At 34.0% G+C, this 19,870-nt stretch carries 17 protein-coding genes; 10 read left to right on the top strand and 7 right to left on the bottom strand.

All coding sequences use genetic code 11. The annotated features are described in order from the left end of the window. The first annotated feature begins 61 nt into the window (after positions 1–61). The gene (locus tag EJA19_RS04060; RefSeq protein ID WP_125467053.1) at positions 62–6,295 is read left to right on the top strand and encodes an alpha-2-macroglobulin family protein; all 6,234 of its coding nucleotides are present in this window, start codon (positions 62–64) and stop codon (positions 6,293–6,295) included. Positions 6,296–6,331: 36 nt separating this feature from the next. Here the strand turns inward: EJA19_RS04060 and EJA19_RS04055 are convergent, their stop codons facing one another. From EJA19_RS04055 to EJA19_RS04030, 6 genes are all read right to left on the bottom strand, one after another. After that, positions 6,332–7,048, bottom strand: a complete 717-nt coding sequence (locus EJA19_RS04055; RefSeq protein ID WP_125467052.1) for an SDR family oxidoreductase — start codon at positions 7,046–7,048, stop codon at positions 6,332–6,334. Between the two features lie 12 nt (positions 7,049–7,060). Then, positions 7,061–7,612: a DinB family protein gene (locus EJA19_RS04050; protein ID WP_125467051.1), complete on the bottom strand. Its 552-nt coding sequence runs from the start codon at positions 7,610–7,612 to the stop codon at positions 7,061–7,063. Positions 7,613–7,694: 82 nt separating this feature from the next. Then, positions 7,695–8,213, bottom strand: coding sequence for a DUF4136 domain-containing protein (locus EJA19_RS04045; RefSeq protein ID WP_125467050.1), 519 nt, complete (start codon positions 8,211–8,213; stop codon positions 7,695–7,697). An 18-nt stretch (positions 8,214–8,231) separates the two neighbouring features. Continuing rightward, positions 8,232–8,939, bottom strand: coding sequence for an ion transporter (locus tag EJA19_RS04040; RefSeq protein WP_125467049.1), 708 nt, complete (start codon positions 8,937–8,939; stop codon positions 8,232–8,234). 12 nt (positions 8,940–8,951) lie between these two features. Further along, positions 8,952–9,950, bottom strand: a complete 999-nt coding sequence (gene obgE, locus EJA19_RS04035) for a GTPase ObgE (RefSeq protein WP_125467048.1) — start codon at positions 9,948–9,950, stop codon at positions 8,952–8,954. Between the two features lie 43 nt (positions 9,951–9,993). Continuing rightward, on the bottom strand, positions 9,994–11,100 hold the full coding sequence (locus EJA19_RS04030; RefSeq protein ID WP_125467047.1) for an adenylate kinase: 1,107 nt from the start codon (positions 11,098–11,100) through the stop codon (positions 9,994–9,996). Positions 11,101–11,234: 134 nt separating this feature from the next. On the opposite strand from EJA19_RS04030, the gene EJA19_RS04025 reads away from it, so the two are divergent. The 9 genes from EJA19_RS04025 (at position 11,235) to EJA19_RS03985 (ending at position 18,673) form a co-directional block, all read left to right on the top strand. Beyond that, the gene (locus EJA19_RS04025; protein WP_125467046.1) at positions 11,235–12,389 is read left to right on the top strand and encodes a 5-(carboxyamino)imidazole ribonucleotide synthase; all 1,155 of its coding nucleotides are present in this window, start codon (positions 11,235–11,237) and stop codon (positions 12,387–12,389) included. Positions 12,390–12,391: 2 nt separating this feature from the next. Further along, a complete protein-coding gene (purE, locus tag EJA19_RS04020) occupies positions 12,392–12,871 on the top strand; it encodes a 5-(carboxyamino)imidazole ribonucleotide mutase (protein ID WP_125467045.1) in 480 nt (159 codons plus the stop codon). Positions 12,872–13,083: 212 nt separating this feature from the next. Beyond that, positions 13,084–15,117 carry a M3 family metallopeptidase gene (locus EJA19_RS04015; protein ID WP_125467044.1) on the top strand — a complete coding sequence of 678 codons (2,034 nt, stop codon included), beginning with the start codon at positions 13,084–13,086 and terminating at the stop codon, positions 15,115–15,117. A 139-nt stretch (positions 15,118–15,256) separates the two neighbouring features. Beyond that, positions 15,257–15,760, top strand: coding sequence for a GbsR/MarR family transcriptional regulator (locus EJA19_RS04010; RefSeq protein WP_125467043.1), 504 nt, complete (start codon positions 15,257–15,259; stop codon positions 15,758–15,760). Between the two features lie 53 nt (positions 15,761–15,813). Next, entirely contained in the window at positions 15,814–16,191 is a 378-nt protein-coding gene (locus EJA19_RS04005) for a DoxX-like family protein (RefSeq protein ID WP_125467042.1), read from the top strand. Next, positions 16,178–16,945, top strand: coding sequence for a DUF2071 domain-containing protein (locus tag EJA19_RS04000; protein ID WP_125467041.1), 768 nt, complete (start codon positions 16,178–16,180; stop codon positions 16,943–16,945). The genes EJA19_RS04005 and EJA19_RS04000 overlap by 14 nt, the downstream gene beginning before the upstream one ends. Then, positions 16,909–17,661: a class I SAM-dependent methyltransferase gene (locus EJA19_RS03995; RefSeq protein ID WP_125467040.1), complete on the top strand. Its 753-nt coding sequence runs from the start codon at positions 16,909–16,911 to the stop codon at positions 17,659–17,661. Before EJA19_RS04000 ends, EJA19_RS03995 begins: the two co-directional genes overlap by 37 nt. A 10-nt stretch (positions 17,662–17,671) precedes the next feature. Next, positions 17,672–18,076 carry a hypothetical protein gene (locus tag EJA19_RS03990; RefSeq protein WP_125467039.1) on the top strand — a complete coding sequence of 135 codons (405 nt, stop codon included), beginning with the start codon at positions 17,672–17,674 and terminating at the stop codon, positions 18,074–18,076. A 45-nt stretch (positions 18,077–18,121) separates the two neighbouring features. Continuing rightward, positions 18,122–18,673 (top strand): sigma-70 family RNA polymerase sigma factor, encoded by a 552-nt coding sequence (locus EJA19_RS03985; RefSeq protein WP_125467038.1) that lies wholly within the window; start codon positions 18,122–18,124, stop codon positions 18,671–18,673. Positions 18,674–18,922: 249 nt separating this feature from the next. Here the strand turns inward: EJA19_RS03985 and EJA19_RS03975 are convergent, their stop codons facing one another. Next, positions 18,923–19,753: a UbiA prenyltransferase family protein gene (locus EJA19_RS03975; RefSeq protein WP_125467036.1), complete on the bottom strand. Its 831-nt coding sequence runs from the start codon at positions 19,751–19,753 to the stop codon at positions 18,923–18,925. Positions 19,754–19,870: the final 117 nt, after the last annotated feature.

Raw genomic sequence — 19,870 nt, 5'->3', positions numbered from 1 at the left:
TTACACTATTATCCCTATTTTGGAATACATTTTGAAAGTAGTTTTGAAGAAAATAGGAACTATGAAGCATCTTACAACACTTTTAATGATTATACTTTTTGCTCACACTTCTCAAGCTCAAGACAATTACCAATCGCTTTGGAAACAAGTTGAAAGTTTTGACAACAAAGGTTTACCAAAATCGGCTTTAAAAATTGTAAAGCAAATTGAAAATCAAGCCAAAAAAGAGGATAATAAACCACAGCAAATAAAAACTTTATTGTTTAAAAGTAAATATGCTTTAATCCTTGAAGAAGAAGCACAACTCAACATTATTAATGACTTTAAAACTGAAATATCTAGTAACTCGACTCCTACAAAATCGGTTTTAGAAAATATGTTGGCTACCTTATATTGGCAATATTTTCAGCAGAACAGATGGAGGTTTTACGACCGTACTAAAACTTCTGAAAAAATGGACACTTCCGATTTTAGAACTTGGGATTTACAAACGTTGTTTGAGGAAATTCATTGCCATTACCAAAACTCATTAAGCGATTACAAGCTTTTACAAAACATAGCTGTAGATGATTTTAAAAGTATTCTTACAACAGCTGAAGGCTCTAAAAAACTCAGACCTACACTCTATGATATTTTAGCACACAACGCGCTATCATTTTACAAAACCGATGAGAACAACATAAGCAAACCTGCTTACAAATTTGAAATTGACAACCCTGAGTTTTTAGCTACAGCTAGTGAGTTTTCAACGTTAAATATAACATCAAAAGATTCTACATCTCTTCAACTTAATGCCTTGAAGTTATATCAGAATCTTACCATATTTCATGTAAAGAAACAGTTGCTAGAAGCCCTAGTCGAAGTTGATATTGAACGTTTAAACTTTGTTTATGGCAATAGTACATTCCCTAATAAAGATGCGCTATTTTTAAAAACACTTAATCAAAGTATAGAAAAATACAAAGGACAAGCTATTTCTGGTTTTTATGCTTTTGAAAAAGCTAAAATCTTACAGCAACAAGGACATACTTATAATGCAAAAATAAACGAAGACAATAGATGGAAGTTAAAGGAAGCCTTGGCGATTTGCAACAATTACATTTTTGCTTTCCCTAAAAGTCGGGCAGCAAAAAAATTAGAAGTCCTTAAAGAGCAAATTCTTAACGAGCAGCTTCAAATAACCACAGAAACACAACTTCCAATAAATACATTTAGTAAAGTTTTAGTACGTTATAAAAATTTAAATGCTTTAAATTTTAAAATCTACAACGCATCGTATTCGCAAATAAAGGCTTTTAATAAAATTTACCGAGAAGATAAAAAGCAACAGTTTATCAACAAGTTGTCGACGAATAAACAATTTACAAATAAATTAAAAAACGAAAACGATTACCAACTTCACACTACCGAAGTTAGTATACCTAAACTCGATAATGGACATTACATTATTACAGCCAACGTAAATAACACCGAACAAACTTTTGCCGCAAAAACTATTCAAGTAACCAATCTTGCTATTATAGAATTAACCGATGATTCTCAATATCGTTTTCAAATTATTAACCGTAATAATGGACAACCTATTAGTGGTGCTAAAATAGTATTAACGTATCAAAAAAACTATAATAAAACTACCTTCAACGAAACTTACACTACAGATCCTCAAGGTTTTTTTAGTAGAAGTAAACAAGACAATGAGCGGTTAAGAAACGTTAATATTAATGTAAGCTTCAACAATGATACAGCTGATTTTGGAGAGTATTATTTGTATAACTACCGTAACCAAAACCAAGAAAACGAAACACAATATAGAGGTTTTTTATTTACCGATAGAAGCATATACAGACCTGGGCAAACGGTGTATTTCAAAGGAATAAACACTATTATAAAAAACGGAACGACCAAAATTAACGCAGGACAAGCCGCCAAAATCAGACTCAAAAATGTTAATGGTGAAGTAGTTAACGAACTACTTTTAAAAACCAACGATTATGGTTCGGTTTCAGGAGAATTCATTTTACCAAATAACGGCCTAACTGGAAGTTATAGTTTGGATATGTTTTGTGGCGAATATACTTATACTAACATCTCTGTTGAAGAATACAAACGCCCAAAATTCGAGACCAATTTCAATCCTGTAAGCGAGACGTTTAAAGTCAACGATTCTGTCACAGTAAACGGAACTGCAAAAGCTTATGCGGGAAGTAATATTTCCAACGCCAAAGTGGTCTATCGTGTACACAGAAAGGTGCAATTTCCAAGATGGTATTATTGGTCGAGACCTTGGTTTAATAGTGAGCCTCAAGAAATTACTCATGGCGAAACCACAACCAATGACAAAGGAGAATTTGACATTACCTTCCTGGCACTTCCAGACCAAAGTGTGAACAAAGAAAACCTACCTACATTTCAATATGAAGTCACAGCAGATGTTACCGATATTAACGGTGAGACTAGAAGTAGCACAACCGTTATTAATGTTGGCTATCACGCTTTGACAGCTCAAATAATTATTGAAAGTGTTTTAGATAAAACCAATAAAAACCACAAGCTCACCATTGACACAAAAAACCTAAATGGCGAGTTTGTCCCAGCCACTGGAACCATAAAAATATACAAACTAAACGCCCCAAAACGTGTACTTAGACCACGACCTTGGGACGCTCCAGATTATCAAGAAATTGCCAAAAATGAGTTTTTGGAAAAATTCCCAAACGAAGCTTACACCAATGAAAGTGATTCAAAAAACTGGAAAAAAGGTGAGTTGGTGTTTGAAAAACCTTTCAATACTGAAAGCTCTAAAGAGCTTTTGTTAGGCAACATTAAAAAATGGGCATCTGGCGAATATCTTATCACATTGGAAACGAAGGACAAATTTGGACAGCCCGTAAAAGACCAAACTAGAACAACACTTTATAGCGCTAAAGACAAAACCTTAGCCGATAATCAATTATTCAGTATTACAACCGATACATCAAGCTATCGCCCCAACGACAGAGTACAAATAACTTTAGGGTCTTCCGCTAAAAATATGATTGTAACACTGGCTGTTGAAAAAGATAAACGTCTTGTAAAAACTGAAATCATTACAATCAACAACCAGAAAAAAACCATTTCTGTTCCTGTTACTAAAAATGATTTAGGTGGTTTTGCTGTACATTACAGCTATGCTTTTGCTAATAGTTTTGGTTCTGGGGTTAAAATGATTGCTGTTCCTTACCCTAAAACCGATTTAGAGATTGAAACCACAACCTTTAGAGACAAATTACAACCCGGCCAAGATGAGACTTGGAGCTTTAAGATAAAAGGCCCTAAAGGTGAGCAAGTTTCAGCTGAATTATTGGCAAGCATGTACGATATGTCGCTGGATCAATTTAAACCACATAGTTGGAATTTCACCCCATTACAACAACCTATTTACAATTCGTATTTACGTAAAAACGCCCGTTTAAGTTTTGCCATTAATGGCTTTAGAGTATATAACCAAAACCGTTTTTATGCTAATTATCCACTACAAGAATATGATGAATTAAATTGGTTTGGATTACACTTAGGAAACCGATACCAGATGTTACGTGGTAAGGTTTCTGGTATTGCGATAAACGAAATGGTTGCTGAAGATGCTGAAATGGACGAAGTTGTTACTACATCATTTGGTGTTGCAAAAAACACTAAAATAACTTTTAGAGGAAATAGATCTATATCAGGCAAAAATAAAGCACTAATTGTTATCGATGGTAGAATAGCCTCTGAAGAAGAATTTCAAAATTTATCCTCAAATGACATCCTAAAAACAGACGTTCTAAAAGGTGCAACTGGTGCAACACTTTATGGCTCTCAAGGAGCTAATGGTGTACTTATCATAACAACTAAAAAAGCTGATTTATCTTCAGTTAAAATCCGTAAAAACCTCCAAGAAACGGCTTTTTTCTATCCGCAGTTACAAACCGATAAAGACGGCAATGTAAGTTTTAGTTTTACAACACCAGAAGCTTTAACCCAATGGAAGTTACAACTTTTAGGGCATACCAAAACGCTGGAAAGCACCGTAACCCGTTTGGAAACCGTAACACAAAAAGAACTTATGGTCATACCAAACGCGCCACGATTTTTACGTCACGGTGACAAGATTGTTATTAGCATCAAAATTGCCAATCTATCCAATAAAGACCTATCCGGACAAGCGCAATTGCAATTACTTGATGCTGTAACTGGAAAAGAAGTAACAAGTACATTATTAACATCGCTACCTTTTGATAATATGATACCAAACAAGCATCGGAATTTCTCTGTAAAACAAAATGGCAACACCCAAATCGCTTGGAGCTTGTCAATCCCAGAAAACATCAATGCCGTTCAATATAAAATTATCGCCAAAGCAGGTGATTTTAGCGATGGCGAGCAAAATGCCTTACCAGTATTATCAAACCGAATGTTAGTTACTGAAACGTTACCGATGTGGATAAAAAGCAACGAAACCCGAACCTTTACACTAGATAAGTTACAAAACAACACCTCATCTACTTTAAAGCATCATAAATTAACTTTGGAGATGACCTCCAATCCGGCTTGGTATGCAATTCAAGCATTACCATACTTAATGGAGTATCCGTATGATTGCAACGAGCAAACCTTTAGTCGCTATTACGCCAACGCCTTGGCTAGTAATATTGCAAACAGCAATCCGAGAATTCAGGAGGTGTTTAACCAATGGGCTTCTCAAGAGGCACTTATTAGTAATCTGGAAAAGAATGAAGACCTAAAAAACATTCTTATTCAAGAAACGCCTTGGTTACGCGATGCCCAAAGTGAAACCGAACAAAAAAAGCGCATTGCCTTGTTGTTTGACCTCAACAAAATGAACAACGAGCTACAAAACGCTTTACGTAAGCTCAAACAAAATCAAATGGATAATGGCGCTTGGCCATGGTTTAATGGCGGACGACCAAACCGTTTTATCACCCAGCACATCATAACAGGATTTGGACATTTAAAACACCTTAATGTCACGTCGAGCGCAGTCGAGACGTCTTTAATCAATAAAGCTATATCGTATCTCGATTCAAAATTTATTGAAGAATACAACAACCTTAAAAAACATAATAAAAATGTTGATTTAAGTAAAGATCATTTGAGTTATACACAACTGCATTACTTGTATATGCGAAGCTTTTTCCCTGAAGTGAAGCAATCCAATGAAGTGCAAGAAATCTCTGCTTATTACTTATCGCAAATCCAGAAATATTGGTTAAAACGTTCTCTTTACTCCAAAGGATTAATGGCGTTGATAACGCATAGAATGAACGATAACAAAACAGCCGAAAGCATTTTAAAATCACTCAACGAAAACAGCATCACTAACGATGAGTTAGGCATGTATTGGAAAGACAATACAGCCTCTTGGCATTGGTATCAAGCGCCTATTGAAACCCAGGCCTTAATGATTGAAGTATTTTCTGAAGTTGGTACGGTTTTTCAGAGTGACACAAAAAATCTTGAAACTATTGACAACCTAAAAATCTGGTTGCTTAAAAACAAGCAAACCAACAAATGGGAAACCACCAAAGCCACAATCGATGCTGTTTATGCGCTGTTACTTCAAGGTAGCGATTGGTTATCTGTAACCGAAGCTGTTGATGTTCAAGTTGGCGGAAAACAAATCGATCCTTCAAAATTGGACAATGTAAAAGTGGAAGCTGGAACAGGTTATTTTAAAACCGCTTGGGATGCTTCAGAAATTACACCAGAAATGGCCAATGTAACCCTAACCAAAACCTTGCCAGCCGGCAGGCAGGAAGGCGGTGGTATTGCTTGGGGAGGTTTATACTGGCAATATTTTGAGGATTTGGATAACATCACCTCTGCCAAAACACCATTGTCTTTGAAGAAAAAACTATTTAAGAAAACCAACACCAATACAGGCGAGGTAATTACCGAAATCACACCTGAAACGCTACTTGAAGTTGGCGATTTAGTTCGTGTACGTATTGAATTACGAAGCGATCGTGATATGGAGTTTATTCACATGAAAGATATGCGTGCTTCTGGATTGGAGCCTGTAAATGTACTCTCGCAATACAAATGGCAAGATGGTTTGGGATACTACGAAAGTACCAAGGATGCGAGCACCAATTTCTTTTTCGATTATCTACCAAAAGGCGTTTACGTTTTTGAATACGATTTACGTGTTAACAACGCTGGTAATATGAGTAATGGCATCACTACCTTACAAAGTATGTACGCGCCAGAGTTTAGCAGCCATAGCGAAGGTGTAAGGATTTCAGTTAAAAACTAACAAAAAAAGCGGTTTCAATTTGAAACCGCTTTTTGTTTATTTACTTGGTGGCATACTTGGCCTTACTTCAATCTTACTTGGTAAGGTGCGTGGATTCATTTTTATTAAATCGACAACCAGTTCACCAATATCTTCACTTTGAATTTTCCAGGCATCTTTATCGCTTGGTTCGTTACCATTAAAATTTGTAGAAACCGACCCTGGCATAATCGTACTCACTTTTATACCATGCTGTCTTAAATCTAACATAACAGATTGCGTAAACCCTGTTACTCCAAACTTACTCGCATTATACGCAGAGCCATTGGCAAAGAAATTGGTTCCTGCCAAACTAGAAATGGTAATGTAATACCCTTTACTTTTTTTAAGAGCATCAACACTTGCCTTTATAGAATTGAAAACCCCAGTTAAATTGGTATCGATAGTTTCTTGCCATTGTTCGGGTGTTAAATCTTCAATATTAGCAAAATGTCCTAAACCAGCATTAGCAACAACAATATCTAATTGCCCAAATTCTTTTAAAACATCGTTAACGGCTTCTTGCTGGCTTTCTAGACTTCGTACGTCGGCTTTTAAGCCAAAAACTTTAGCATCGGTTTTAGAGGCTGCATTTAATTTACCTGCTGCTTCATGCGCTTTGGCGCTACTTCTACTTGTTATGGCTACATTAATATTTTGGTCTAATAATGCTTTTGCAATGCCAAAACCAATACCTTTTGTTCCGCCTGTTATTAAAGCTACTTTATGTGTCATAATATATCTATTTTAATTTGGTAATCGTTTTGTTAAAAAGGCTAATTGCCCCATATGGTTTGCTTGATGCTCCATAACGTGAAACCAAGCCCAATGATTTGTCATAACGCCATTCTTTTCAGAAAACCAAGTATCATCTTTTTGTTTTAATAACTTTTTGGTTTTCTTTCTAACATCGTCATAAATATTTAAGTAATATTTTATAGGTTTACCTTGTATATCTTGACGTGCTTTTTCACCTAAACTTAATGCGGTCTCCCACATTACTTTTTCTTCTTCGTTAAACTGTCTTCCTTCAAACGTGTATATTTGATAATACGCTTCGGTAGCTGCTAGATGATAAATAATAGCGCCTATTCTATTGGCATTTTCATCGATAAGAAAATCGGTTTGCTCTTCATTTAAGTCTTTTACCAACCGTTCTACTCTATCTTTTAAATTATCTAACATACTTACCATATTCCCAATATTTTGACTAAATCCTTTTGGAGGTTCTACTTTATATTGAGACGACGCCGTGAATACAGAAAATAAGAAAATTAAAGCAAGAAAATGATTTTTCATAATGGTTGTTTTTTAAAGTACCTCAAGATACACAACCTAAAATGTAACCAAAAACCATTAACATCAACTTAACGAATAAGTATTATTTTTTAGGTGGATAGCCTTCTAATACTTTATCTACAATGGTTTGTAGTTGCGTTAAGCGTTTTTCTGGAGTATCGTTGGGGTTATAAGAACTTTCGCTAATAGCTTGCCAAAAAAGTCCTTTGCCATTTTCATCGACAAAATCAAACTGAATGGCTCTTTTAATATTATCCTTTCCTACAGGAACACCAACCGAAACACGCCCGCCAACATGTCTTCCACCGCCGCCAATACCTATACCAACTCTGCTCCTATTGGCTTCTTTATGCTGTGAGGTTTGAAGATCGATATAGAAATCTGGATTTTCCGATAAGGTAAGGTTTTTCTTTTCTAAGGCTTTGTCTAAAATATTAAAGATGCGCTTACTATCTAACTCACTTAACCCTGTTTTTATATCGGAATAATAATTATAGGTTTTATATGCTGAAAAGTTTACGGTTTCGTCATAATCGTAACTTACTTTAACTGGTGCACACGACACAACTAACAAAAGCAGAATAAAAGGTATATGTCTCATAATTTTTTATGTTTAAAGTTACTCATTTTTTTCATCCATAGTTTTGGTTAACGCTGATGAAATAATTCCTGTTGGAATAGCTACAATTCCTAACCCTATCATTAAAATTAAAAATGTAAAAACTCTCCCCCCTATTGTTACAGGATAAACATCGCCATAACCTACGGTTGTTAAGGTAATAATTGCCCACCATAGACTATCAAAAATTGATGAAAAATTTTCTGGTTGCGCTTGATTTTCAAAATAATATATCCCTACTCCTGAAAAGTAAATTAATATCATGGTTACCATGACAAATAATATAATTTCTTCTTTTACCGATTTTATAGCAAAAATAAAATGTGCCATAGCTTTATTATAGCGAACCATTTTTAGCACCCTAAAAATTCGTAAAAAACGAAGGGCACGAAGCGATCTTAAATCGAAACCTATCGCTAGGTAAAATGGTAGAATTGACACCAAATCGATTATTCCATAAAAACTAAAAATGAATTTTAATTTATTATCTGCTACATAAATTCGCAATAAATATTCTACGGTAAAAACAATAACCGTGACAATCTCTATAGATTTAAGTATATCTCTGGTTTGCGGTTTTAGGTCTGGTAAGGTTTCAACCGTAAAAGCAATGACTGATAATAAAATTAAGCCTTGAATAATAAATGCAAACCATCGGCTTAATTTATTATCGTTAATTTCTACAACGCTTTTAACAAAGTCTTTCATCTAAGTGAAATTTTAGCTATTAAGCATGTCCCATAATTTATCTTTTAACTCGGTAATACCTTGTTGTGCTACAGCAGAAATAAACATATAATTTACAGGAAGTGTTTTATCGAGCTCGGTTTTTAATTCGGCTTTTAGCTCATCATCTAGCATATCGCTTTTCGATATGGCAATAAACCGTTCTTTATCTAGCATTTCTGGATTATAGCGTTTTAGCTCATCCAACAAAATATCGTATTGTTTTTTAATATCATCGGCATCTGCAGGAATTAAAAACAGTAAGGTGGAGTTACGCTCGATATGACGCAAGAAGTAATGTCCTAGACCTTTTCCTTCGGCTGCGCCTTCAATAATCCCAGGAATGTCTGCCATAACAAACGTTTGAAATTCTCTATGTTTTACAATGCCTAAATTGGGTTTAAGTGTTGTAAATTCGTAATCTGCAATTTTGGGTTTTGCTGCAGTAACTACCGATAGTAAAGTAGATTTCCCTGCATTAGGAAACCCTACTAAACCTACATCGGCTAAAACTTTTAGTTCTAAAATAATTTCTTTCTCCTCACCTGGTATTCCTGGTTGCGCATAACGTGGCGTTTGATTGGTAGCACTTTTAAAATGCCAATTACCACGCCCACCTTTTCCGCCTTGTGCTATAATTTTCTCCTCACCATCCTCGGTAATTTCAAAAAGGATCTCATTGGTTGATTTATCTCTAACAACCGTTCCTAAAGGCACATTCATGTAAACGTCTGCGCCATCGGCTCCTGTACTACGCTGTTTACCGCCATCGCCACCGTGTTCTGCTCTAAAATGGCGTTTAAATTTATATTCAAAAAGTGTCCAAAGGTTTTTGTTACCGCGTATTATTACGTTACCTCCACGACCACCATCACCACCATCTGGCCCGCCTTTAGCTATATACTTTTCACGGTGTAAATGTGCAGATCCTTTTCCACCTTTACCCGATGACACATATAGTTTTACGTAGTCTACAAAATTTCCTTCTGTCATAGTTATTTCCCGTAAATACAGGACTATTTTTTAGATTAGACTCTTAAAGGTTATCTATAACCTTGCTTAATCGCTCTGTAATTTCCTCTATACTTCCTACGCCATCTACACCATAAAACTTGTCTTGTGCAGAGTAAAAGTCTTTAAGAATAGCTGTTTTTTTGTAATATTCTGTAATGCGGTTTCTAATAATGTTTTCATCGGCATCATCGGCACGACCACTTGTTTTCCCACGTTCTAATAAACGTTGAACGAGTACCTCATCATCAACCTCAAGGGCAATCATAGCATTAATTTGAGAGTCTTTTTCATCCATTAACTTATCTAAAGCTTTTGCTTGCGCATTAGTTCTTGGAAAACCATCAAAAATAAAGCCGTTAGCATCGGCATTTTTTTCAACTTCAGCGTTTAGCATATCTATGGTTACTTGGTCTGGAACCAATTCGCCTTTGTCCATGTAAGACTTTGCTAACATACCTAAAGCGGTTTCATTTTTTATATTGTATCGAAACACATCTCCTGTAGAAATATGTACTAAATTGTATTTTTCTTTTAAAAACTCTGCTTGTGTTCCTTTTCCAGCACCTGGAGGTCCAAATAGGACTAAATTTGTCATGTGTTGTGTTGTTTTAAGTTGATATACTTCAGGCAAGTCTCTCCCTAAACCACTGTAGTCTAAACCATAGCCTACAATAAATTTTGTTGGAATTTCTATACCTACATAGTGTAATTTAAAGTCTTTTTTATAGGCTTCGGGTTTGTAAAATAGTGTTGCTATTTTAAGTTCTTTCACATTCTCATTTTTGAAAATGCGATGTACTTCGGCTAGAGTTTTTCCAGAATCGATAATATCTTCTAGAATAACTACTGTTCGCCCTGTAAGATCTTGTGTTAACCCTATTAGTCTTTGAATATCGTCTGTAGATTTCACACCTTCATAAGAGGCTAATTTTATAAAAGTAACCTCGCAAGGCTTGGGATAAGCCTTTACAAAATCACTAACAAACATAAACGAGCCGTTTAAAATACCTACAAATACTGGGATTTCATCTTTCAAATCATTAGCAATTTCTGTTACCATTCGGTTAACAGTTTGCTCAATTTCTTTGGCTCTTATAAACGGTTTAAATTCTAAATCGTGAAGCTTCACCTCTTGTTTTTTATTTTTAGAAAAGCAAAGATAATCATTTGATTAACGTTTTGCGAATTTGCCTTTACATTGTTTGTATTTTAGCTTTTTTCACAGCATATTGATTTGTATTTTTGCTAAAAATATTTTGTAGAATGAATTTTTTCTCATCTAACTTTAAACTTGGTATCCTGGGTGGCGGACAACTTGGTAAAATGATTCTTTACAACACAAGGAAATTTGATATTTACACATGTGTTTTAGATCCTAGTAACGAAGCACCATCCAAAATTGCTTGTAACGAATTTTATCAAGGCAATTTAATGGATTATGATACTGTTGTCGCCTTTGGACGAAAAGTAAATACATTAACTATAGAAATTGAGAATGTTAATGTTGATGCTTTAGAGACTTTAGAGAAAGAAGGCGTTACTGTTTACCCTTCCTCTAAAACATTACGCACTATTCAAAACAAGGCCAAACAAAAGTTATTTTATATTGACAACAATATTCCTACTGCCGAATTTTCAAGATTTGCTTATACTTCCGAAATAAGAGAAGCCTTAAATAATGGCGGTTTAGAATTACCTTTTGTATGGAAAAGTGCACAATTTGGTTATGATGGTAATGGAGTTAAGGTAATAAGACAACTTAACGATTTGGAAGGGTTACCCAATGTAGAGTGCATTACCGAAAAAATGATTCCTTTTAAAAACGAATTAGCTGTTATTGTGGCGAGGAATGCAGATGGTGAGGTTAAAACATTCCCTGTTGTAGAAATGGAGTTTCACCCAGAAGCCAATCAAGTAGAATATGTTATTTGCCCGGCTAGAATAGATGAAACTGTGGCTAAAAAAGCGCAAGAGGTTGCGCTTCAAACATCCAAAGCATTTAATCATGTTGGCTTATTAGCCGTAGAAATGTTTCAAACACAAGACGACCATATTTTAGTAAACGAAGTTGCTCCAAGGCCACACAATTCGGGGCATCAAACGATAGAAGCTAGTTATACGTCGCAATTCGAACAACATTTGCGTGCCATTTTAAACCTTCCTTTGGGAAAAACAGATAGTAAAGTTGGTGGCATTATGGTAAATTTAGTTGGTGCAGAAAATTATACTGGCGATGTTGTATACGAAAACATTGAAAGCATTATGAAAATGGATGGTGTAACACCACATATTTACGGCAAAAAACAAACCAGACCATTTAGAAAAATGGGGCACGTTACTATAGTAGATAAAGACATTAATACAGCAAGACAAATAGCAGAACAAGTAAAAAACACAATTAAAGTAATAAGCAAATAATTATGAGTAAAGTAGGTGTAATAATGGGAAGTAAAAGCGATTTGCCTATCATGCAAGACGCTATCGATATTTTAAAAGAATTTGATATAGAAGTAGACGTTGATATTGTATCGGCACATCGCACTCCAGATAAATTATTTGATTATGGTTCCAATGCTCATAAGAGAGATATTTCTGTCATAATTGCTGGTGCTGGTGGCGCTGCTCATTTACCTGGTATGGTTGCCTCTTTATCGCCACTTCCGGTAATTGGTGTTCCTGTAAAAAGTAGAAACTCTATTGATGGCTGGGATTCTGTTTTATCCATTTTACAAATGCCTGGCGGCGTTCCTGTTGCTACCGTGGCCTTAGATGGCGCAAAAAACGCAGGCATTTTAGCTGCACAAATTTTGGGGAGTTCTAATAAGAATATCCTAGAAAAAATTATAGAGTACAAAGAAACCTTAAAAACAAAAGTTCACGAGTCTGCAAAAAGTTTATAGTATAAAAATAAAAGCCTCGACAATTGTCGAGGCTTTTAACGCTATTAACCAATTTATTTAAAAGGGGGGTCCTTTTAAATCACTTATGAAAAATCGGTGCAAATATAACACCTAATATTTAAAAAAAAACCAAATTTTTTGTTAATATTCAGATTTACAACTCATTAGTAGGAAAGCAATTACTTTTTTTAATTCACATCAGCTAAAGAACTATGATTATTTTAAAACAACCTTTTGATACACAATACAATACAGCGCCTTTTTCAAAAATAAAAAACGCCCATTTCCTTCCCGCTTTTAAAAAAGCAATAGAACATGCTAAGGCCGAAATAAACAACATTACTCATAATCCAGAACCACCTACTTTTAGCAATACAATTGAAGCTTTAGATTTCTCTGGTGAACAGTTGGATAGAGTGTCTAGTATTTTCTTCAACCTGAATTCTGCCGAAACCAACGAAGACATTCAAAAAATAGCACAAGAAGTATCGCCTTTGCTTTCTGAGTTTAGTAACGACATTACTTTAAATGAAGCATTATTTAAACGTGTTAAAGAAGTTTATAATCAAAAAGACTCTTTAAACCTTAATAAAGAACAACAAACACTTTTAGATAAAAAATATAAAAGCTTTTCTAGAAATGGCGCTAACTTACCAGAAGACAAAAAACTGCAACTCCGCGAAATAGATAAAGAGCTAAGTAAACTAAAACTTACATTTGGTGAAAATGTTCTAGCAGAAACTAACAAATACGAACTTCATATTACCAACGAAGCCGATTTATCTGGACTTCCTGAAAGCGCTAAAGAAGATGCCAAACAAACTGCCGAACAAAAAGGAAAAGAAGGCTGGATTATTACATTACAATATCCTAGTTATATTCCATTTATGACCTATGCAGATAATCGTGAATTACGAAAAAAACTAGCGCTTGCATTTGGGTCAAAAGGATTTCATAATGATAATCTTGACAACCAAGATATTGTTTTAAAAATCGCCAATCTGCGTCATAAACGCGCTAATTTATTAGGGTATAAAACCCACGCGCATTTTGTTCTCGAAGAACGTATGGCTAAAAATCCAGAAACCGTAAACACCTTTTTAAACGACCTCTTAGAAAAAGCCAAGCCTGCTGCAACTAAAGAGTTTAAAAAACTAAGCGAGTTTGCTAAAAACTTGGATAATATCGAACAGCTACAAAAATGGGATGGCGCTTATTATTCAGAAAAACTAAAACAAAAACTTTTCGATCTCGATGATGAAAAGCTAAAACCCTACTTTAAACTTGAAAACGTTATTAACGGCGTTTTCACGATTGCCCATAAACTTTACGGGTTAAATTTTGAAGAAATTGACACCATTGATAAATACCATCCAGATGTATTAACCTATAAAGTCACCGATAACGACGGAAATTATATTTCTATTTTCTATGCCGATTTTTTTCCGCGAGAAGGAAAACGCAATGGTGCTTGGATGACTGTTTACAAGCCACAATATGTTAAAAACAATGAAAACAGTAGACCACATATTTCTATTGTATGCAATTTCACCAAACCAACAAAAACAAAACCATCGTTATTAACCTTTAATGAGGTTACAACCTTATTTCACGAATTTGGTCACGCCTTACATGGCATGTTAGCAAATACAACCTACCCTAGCCTTTCGGGAACAAGTGTTTTTTGGGATTTTGTTGAACTACCAAGCCAAGTGTTAGAAAATTGGTGTTACGAAAAAGAGGCTTTAGAGTTGTTTGCCACACATTACGAAACTGGTGAAGTGATTCCTATGGATTTAATAGAAAAAATTAAAGCGTCATCAACTTTTCACGAAGGTATGCAAACGTTACGTCAATTAAGCTTTGGTTTGTTAGACATGAGTTGGCATGGGCAGGATCCTTCACTTATAAAAAATGTAAAAGCCCATGAACTTAAGGCTTTTGAAAACACCAAACTCTATCCAGATACGCCAGAAAACTGTATGAGCACCTCGTTTTCTCATATTTTTCAAGGCGGGTATTCTTCTGGATATTATAGCTATAAATGGGCAGAAGTGTTAGATGCCGATGCTTTTGAATATTTTAAAGAAGAAGGTATTTTTAGTAAAACCGTAGCAGAGAAATTTAAAGAAAATGTACTCTCTCAAGGTGGCACTCAAGATCCCATGACGTTGTACAAACGTTTTCGCGGTAAAGAACCCCAACCCGAAGCTTTATTAAAACGCGCAGGGTTAATTGAGAAGTAGAGCTTGTCATGCTGAACTTGATTCAGCATCTCATCCTTTCTTGACAAGGAATTTTTCACTGATCTCAGAATAACAAACTGAAAACAAAATAAACTTTCAATATTTTTTGAAAATTTAAAATGTTTTATATATTTGTCTTATGAAATACAAAGAAGCCAAAGACAAATTTATTAGCACATGGGGAAGTTTAGGTTCTCTTTGGGGCATAAATAAAGCTATGGCACAAATACAAGCCCTTCTTTTTATAGCCACAAAACCTTTATCTATGGAAGACATCATGGACGAACTAAAAATATCCAGAGGTAATACAAGCATGAATCTAAGGCAGTTAATGGATTGGGGGATTGTTACTAAAGAAATTATCCCTGGTGAACGTAGAGAATACTTTACAACAGAAAAAGATGTACAAGAATTAGCAAGGATTGTAGCTAAAGAACGAAGCAGACGTGAGATAAAGCCAGTTATAAAAATACTTAAAGACGTTTCATCCATAGAAGATGATGGCACAAAAAACACTAAAGAACTAATAAAACAAACTAAAGCACTACACGAATTAACCGATACAATAGACCTTATGATTAATAAGGCTGTAAACCAAAAGCAAAATTGGTTAACAAAATCATTACTTAAACTTTTTAAATAAAAAAAATTTGCAATGATCTTTCAATATTTTTTGAAAGTTCAAAATACACGAAGATGAATCAAAAAATAAACAATATAATTATAGCAAGTATCTGGTTTATAAACGGACTGTTTTGTAAGGTTTTAAATGCAGTACCTAGACACGAACAAATTGTTTCAAAAATTTTGAGTGAAGACTACTCAAGACCTTTAACCATAATAATAGGAATTTTAGAAATTGCTATGGCGTTTTGGATTCTATCCAATAAAGCCACAAAATTTAATACTATTACCCAAATTGTAATTATAGCAAGCATGAATATTTTAGAATTCATAATCGCTCCTGAACTATTATTCTGGGGAAAGCTAAACGCATTGTTCGCCCTTGTATTAATCGTCGTTATTTACTGCAATCACTTTCATATTAACAAAACGCATCATGAACTTATCTAATCTTAAAAATCATCCGTTTGGAGTTGAAGCTTTTTTTGAAAGCTCGGTTGTATTAACATTTGCCGTGCCAAAAAAACAGTTGGAACCCTTAATACCTGATTGTTTACAACTAGACACATTTCAAGATAAATGGGCATTCATAGCTGTAGCCATGGTACAAACCAAAAATTTACGTCCTAAAGGATTTCCAAAATTATTAGGTAATGATTTTTTCTTAATTGGCTATCGCATTTTTGTGCGCTACACCACTAACAAAGGCAAACGTTTACGCGGATTATACATCATAAAGTCAGAAACTGATAAACAGAAAATGGCCTTCATGGGCAACATTTTTACCCATTATAACTATACAACTACTGATATTACAAAAATAAAAACCAAAAACAATGTTGAAATAACCTCTAAAAAATCAAATTTTAAAATCACTTACAAAAAAGATGATAAAGCTACAGGTTTACCTAAAAACTCACCGTTTTTAAGCTGGAAAGAAGCACGACGATTTGCTGGTCCTTTACCCTTTACATTTACTTATAATAAAGTGGAAAAAGAAGTATTGATTATTGAAGGTGTAAGACAAAACTGGAAACCAAAACCGTTAAAAGTAATTGAGTATAAATTTGAGTTTATCAATGCCCTTAAATTAAAAAACCATCATCTAGCAAACGCATTTATTATTGAACACATCCCGTATTATTGGAAAAAAGGAAAGAAAGAATTATGGAAACAAAACGAAAAAAATTTCAAGGCGTCCTAAACATTTTAAGCTTTAACAGACACTTTTATGTTATAGGAATTACAGCAATTACAATAATAATTTTAAGTCAATTATATTTTCAGTGGTCGCAAGCACTATTATGGATAATTATAGGTCTATTCTTATATGGATTATTGATGCCATTGATAGTTTCGGCTTATGTCTACGATTTTTCAGGTTACTATAATTTTGATTGGCTAAAATCATTACAACTTGAAGATTCTGAAAAAAAGCTAGCAGTAAACATTAATGCAGGTTTTGATGAAACAAGCTATATTTTGAAGAATAAATTTCCAAAATCAAAACTTCAGGTATTTGATTTTTATAATGCTGAACAACATACAGAACCTGCAATTGTTAGAGCAAGAAAAGTAAGTTTAACCTACCCTAACACTTCACAAATAAAAACTGATTACATTCCGCTTCAAACAAATTCTGTAGACATTATTTTTCTTCTTTCAGCAGCTCATGAAATTCGATCTTTTAATGAAAAAGTTCAATTTTTAAAAGAATGCCACAGAATCTGTAAACCTAACGGAAAACTCATTATGGTAGAACACTTACGAGACTTTCCAAACTTTTTGGCTTTTTCTGTTGGTTTTACACATTTCTTTTCAAGAAAGCATTGGGAAACAGCTTTTAAAAATGCTGGTTTCTCAACGTTTAACGAAAATAAATTCACTCCTTTTATGTCAGTATTCAATTGCCAACCTTAATAAACACATTATGATAATTCATATAAAAATAGCGGGCTATCTTTTACTAGTACTAGCATGTATCCACATTGCTTTCCCAAAGTATTTTAAGTGGAATAAAGAACTAAAACATTTGAGTTTAATTAATAATCAAATGATGCGAATTCATACATTCTTTATTGCAATTACAGTTGGCTTAATGGGATTGCTATGCATTACTTCTTCAGTAGAACTAACCGAAACTTTATTAGGTAAAAAAACAACATTAGGACTAGGTGTATTTTGGAGTTTCAGACTATTGTTTCAATTCTTTGTGTATTCTCCTAAATTATGGAAAGGCAAAATATTTGAAACCGTAATTCATATCTTGTTTTCATTATTGTGGTTATATTTTAGCTTTACCTTCTTACTAACATATTACATGAATAAGTTATAGAACTAATTTTTTTACCTAACTTTGAGTAAACCCTTGAAAAAGAAAATGCCAACCCACAAACTAAATCCTGATAATTGGATAAACAAATACTCCGATTATCTTTTTAACTACACTATTTCACGTGTTAACGACCGTGAAATGGCTAAGGATTTAGTTCAAGACACGTTTTTTGCGGCATTAAAATCTATGAAAAACTTTAAAGGCAATGCCAGCGAACGTACGTGGCTTATTGCTATTTTAAAACGAAAAATAATTGACTATTACCGTAAAATAAATTCTAAAAAAGGGCAAGCAGAAGTAAGAATGAGTTATAATGCAGAAGACAATGATGGTGACTGGTTAGAAGAACAAGTTGCCGATCCTTACGACAAAACTGCTGAAGATGATTTAGAAAACGACGAATTAGGTGATGCCATTTTTAAATGCTTAGACAAACTTCCCGAAAAACAAGCTAGCGTTTTTAGAATGAAAACAATTGAAGGTCTTGATACCGAGACTATTTGTAATGAATTAAATATTACTGCGTCTAACCTTTGGGTAATTATCCATAGAGCTAGAAATGCTATGGCAGATTGTATGGAAAAAACTTGGTTTTAAATTATGAAGCAAAAAAAGTCTTTTTTATTTATTTCTTGTGACGAAGCAAAGCATATTTGCGACAAGGCACAATACAAAGAAGCCTCTATTCTAGAAAAAATGAAATTAAACGTCAGATATTTGTGGTGTAAAGTTACACGCTCTTACATTAAGAGAAATAAAAAACTTACCCATACAATTAAAAGCTCAAATATTAACTGTTTAAATAATTCTGAAAAACAACACTTACAAAAACAGTTTAAACAGGAATTAAAAAAGCAGCAATAACAGTAACCAAAATATAGGAATAGCCTCTACCCAAAACGCACAATAATAAACCTTTTGCTTTTGTGTTGAAAACCATAAAAACAACAGTATTATAATTGAAATAACAACTGTAGATGTTAAAAAACCTCTTTGAACATCATCTTTCATTAATTCCAGCAAACAAAACACAACTAACCCTAAACTTCCTAAAATTTTTGTTCGCTTTACACCTATTTTCTGCGGAATAGTTGCCAATTTTAAACTATCATATTGTAAATCTCTAATTTCAAAAGGCAACATAAGCACCAACACAAACACAAACCGTTGCAATACCGTAATTAACACATCAAAACTCACCTCATAACCACCGTTCACTAAAGGCAAGCATACCGTTACAATAGCCCAAACAAAAGCTATAATATAAACTTTTATACCACCAATATCTCGCAAATTATTATGAGAATCAAACACATATTTTCGAGGTATAAAAGGTATCGCATATAAAAAAGTAACCGCAGCCATTCCTAAAATATACCACCATGTACTTTGCTTTAATGTAAAGAAAAAAACAATCATGGCTACAAAGCACAACAACGAAAAAACCTGTATGACTCTAAGCCATTTTGCCAAACTTCTATGATGAAATTTTGCTAACCCAAAATACTTCACAAAATTATAGCCTGTAATCGACGCAAAAAAAATAAAGCTCATCACATTTTTATCAAAGGAGAAATCAAATTCAATAGTCGTAATCCACGACAACGCCAACACACTTAAAGCCACGTGAATACTACTATTAAGATAAAAGTTAAAAAGATTTTTTGCCAACTGCATACCACAAAAATAAGCAATGTGTTAATAACCACTATTTTTGGTTAAAAACTTTAGTTCTCTTTAACAAAAAACCCTGAATTATTCCGTAATTTTGCAGCTTTAAACGCAACTATAATT

The sequence above is a fragment of the Mangrovimonas spongiae genome (assembly GCF_003944795.1).
Lineage (GTDB): Bacteria > Bacteroidota > Bacteroidia > Flavobacteriales > Flavobacteriaceae > Mangrovimonas > Mangrovimonas spongiae.
Note: the sequence above shows the minus strand (reverse complement) of the source record. Positions and strands in the feature narration are given on the sequence as shown.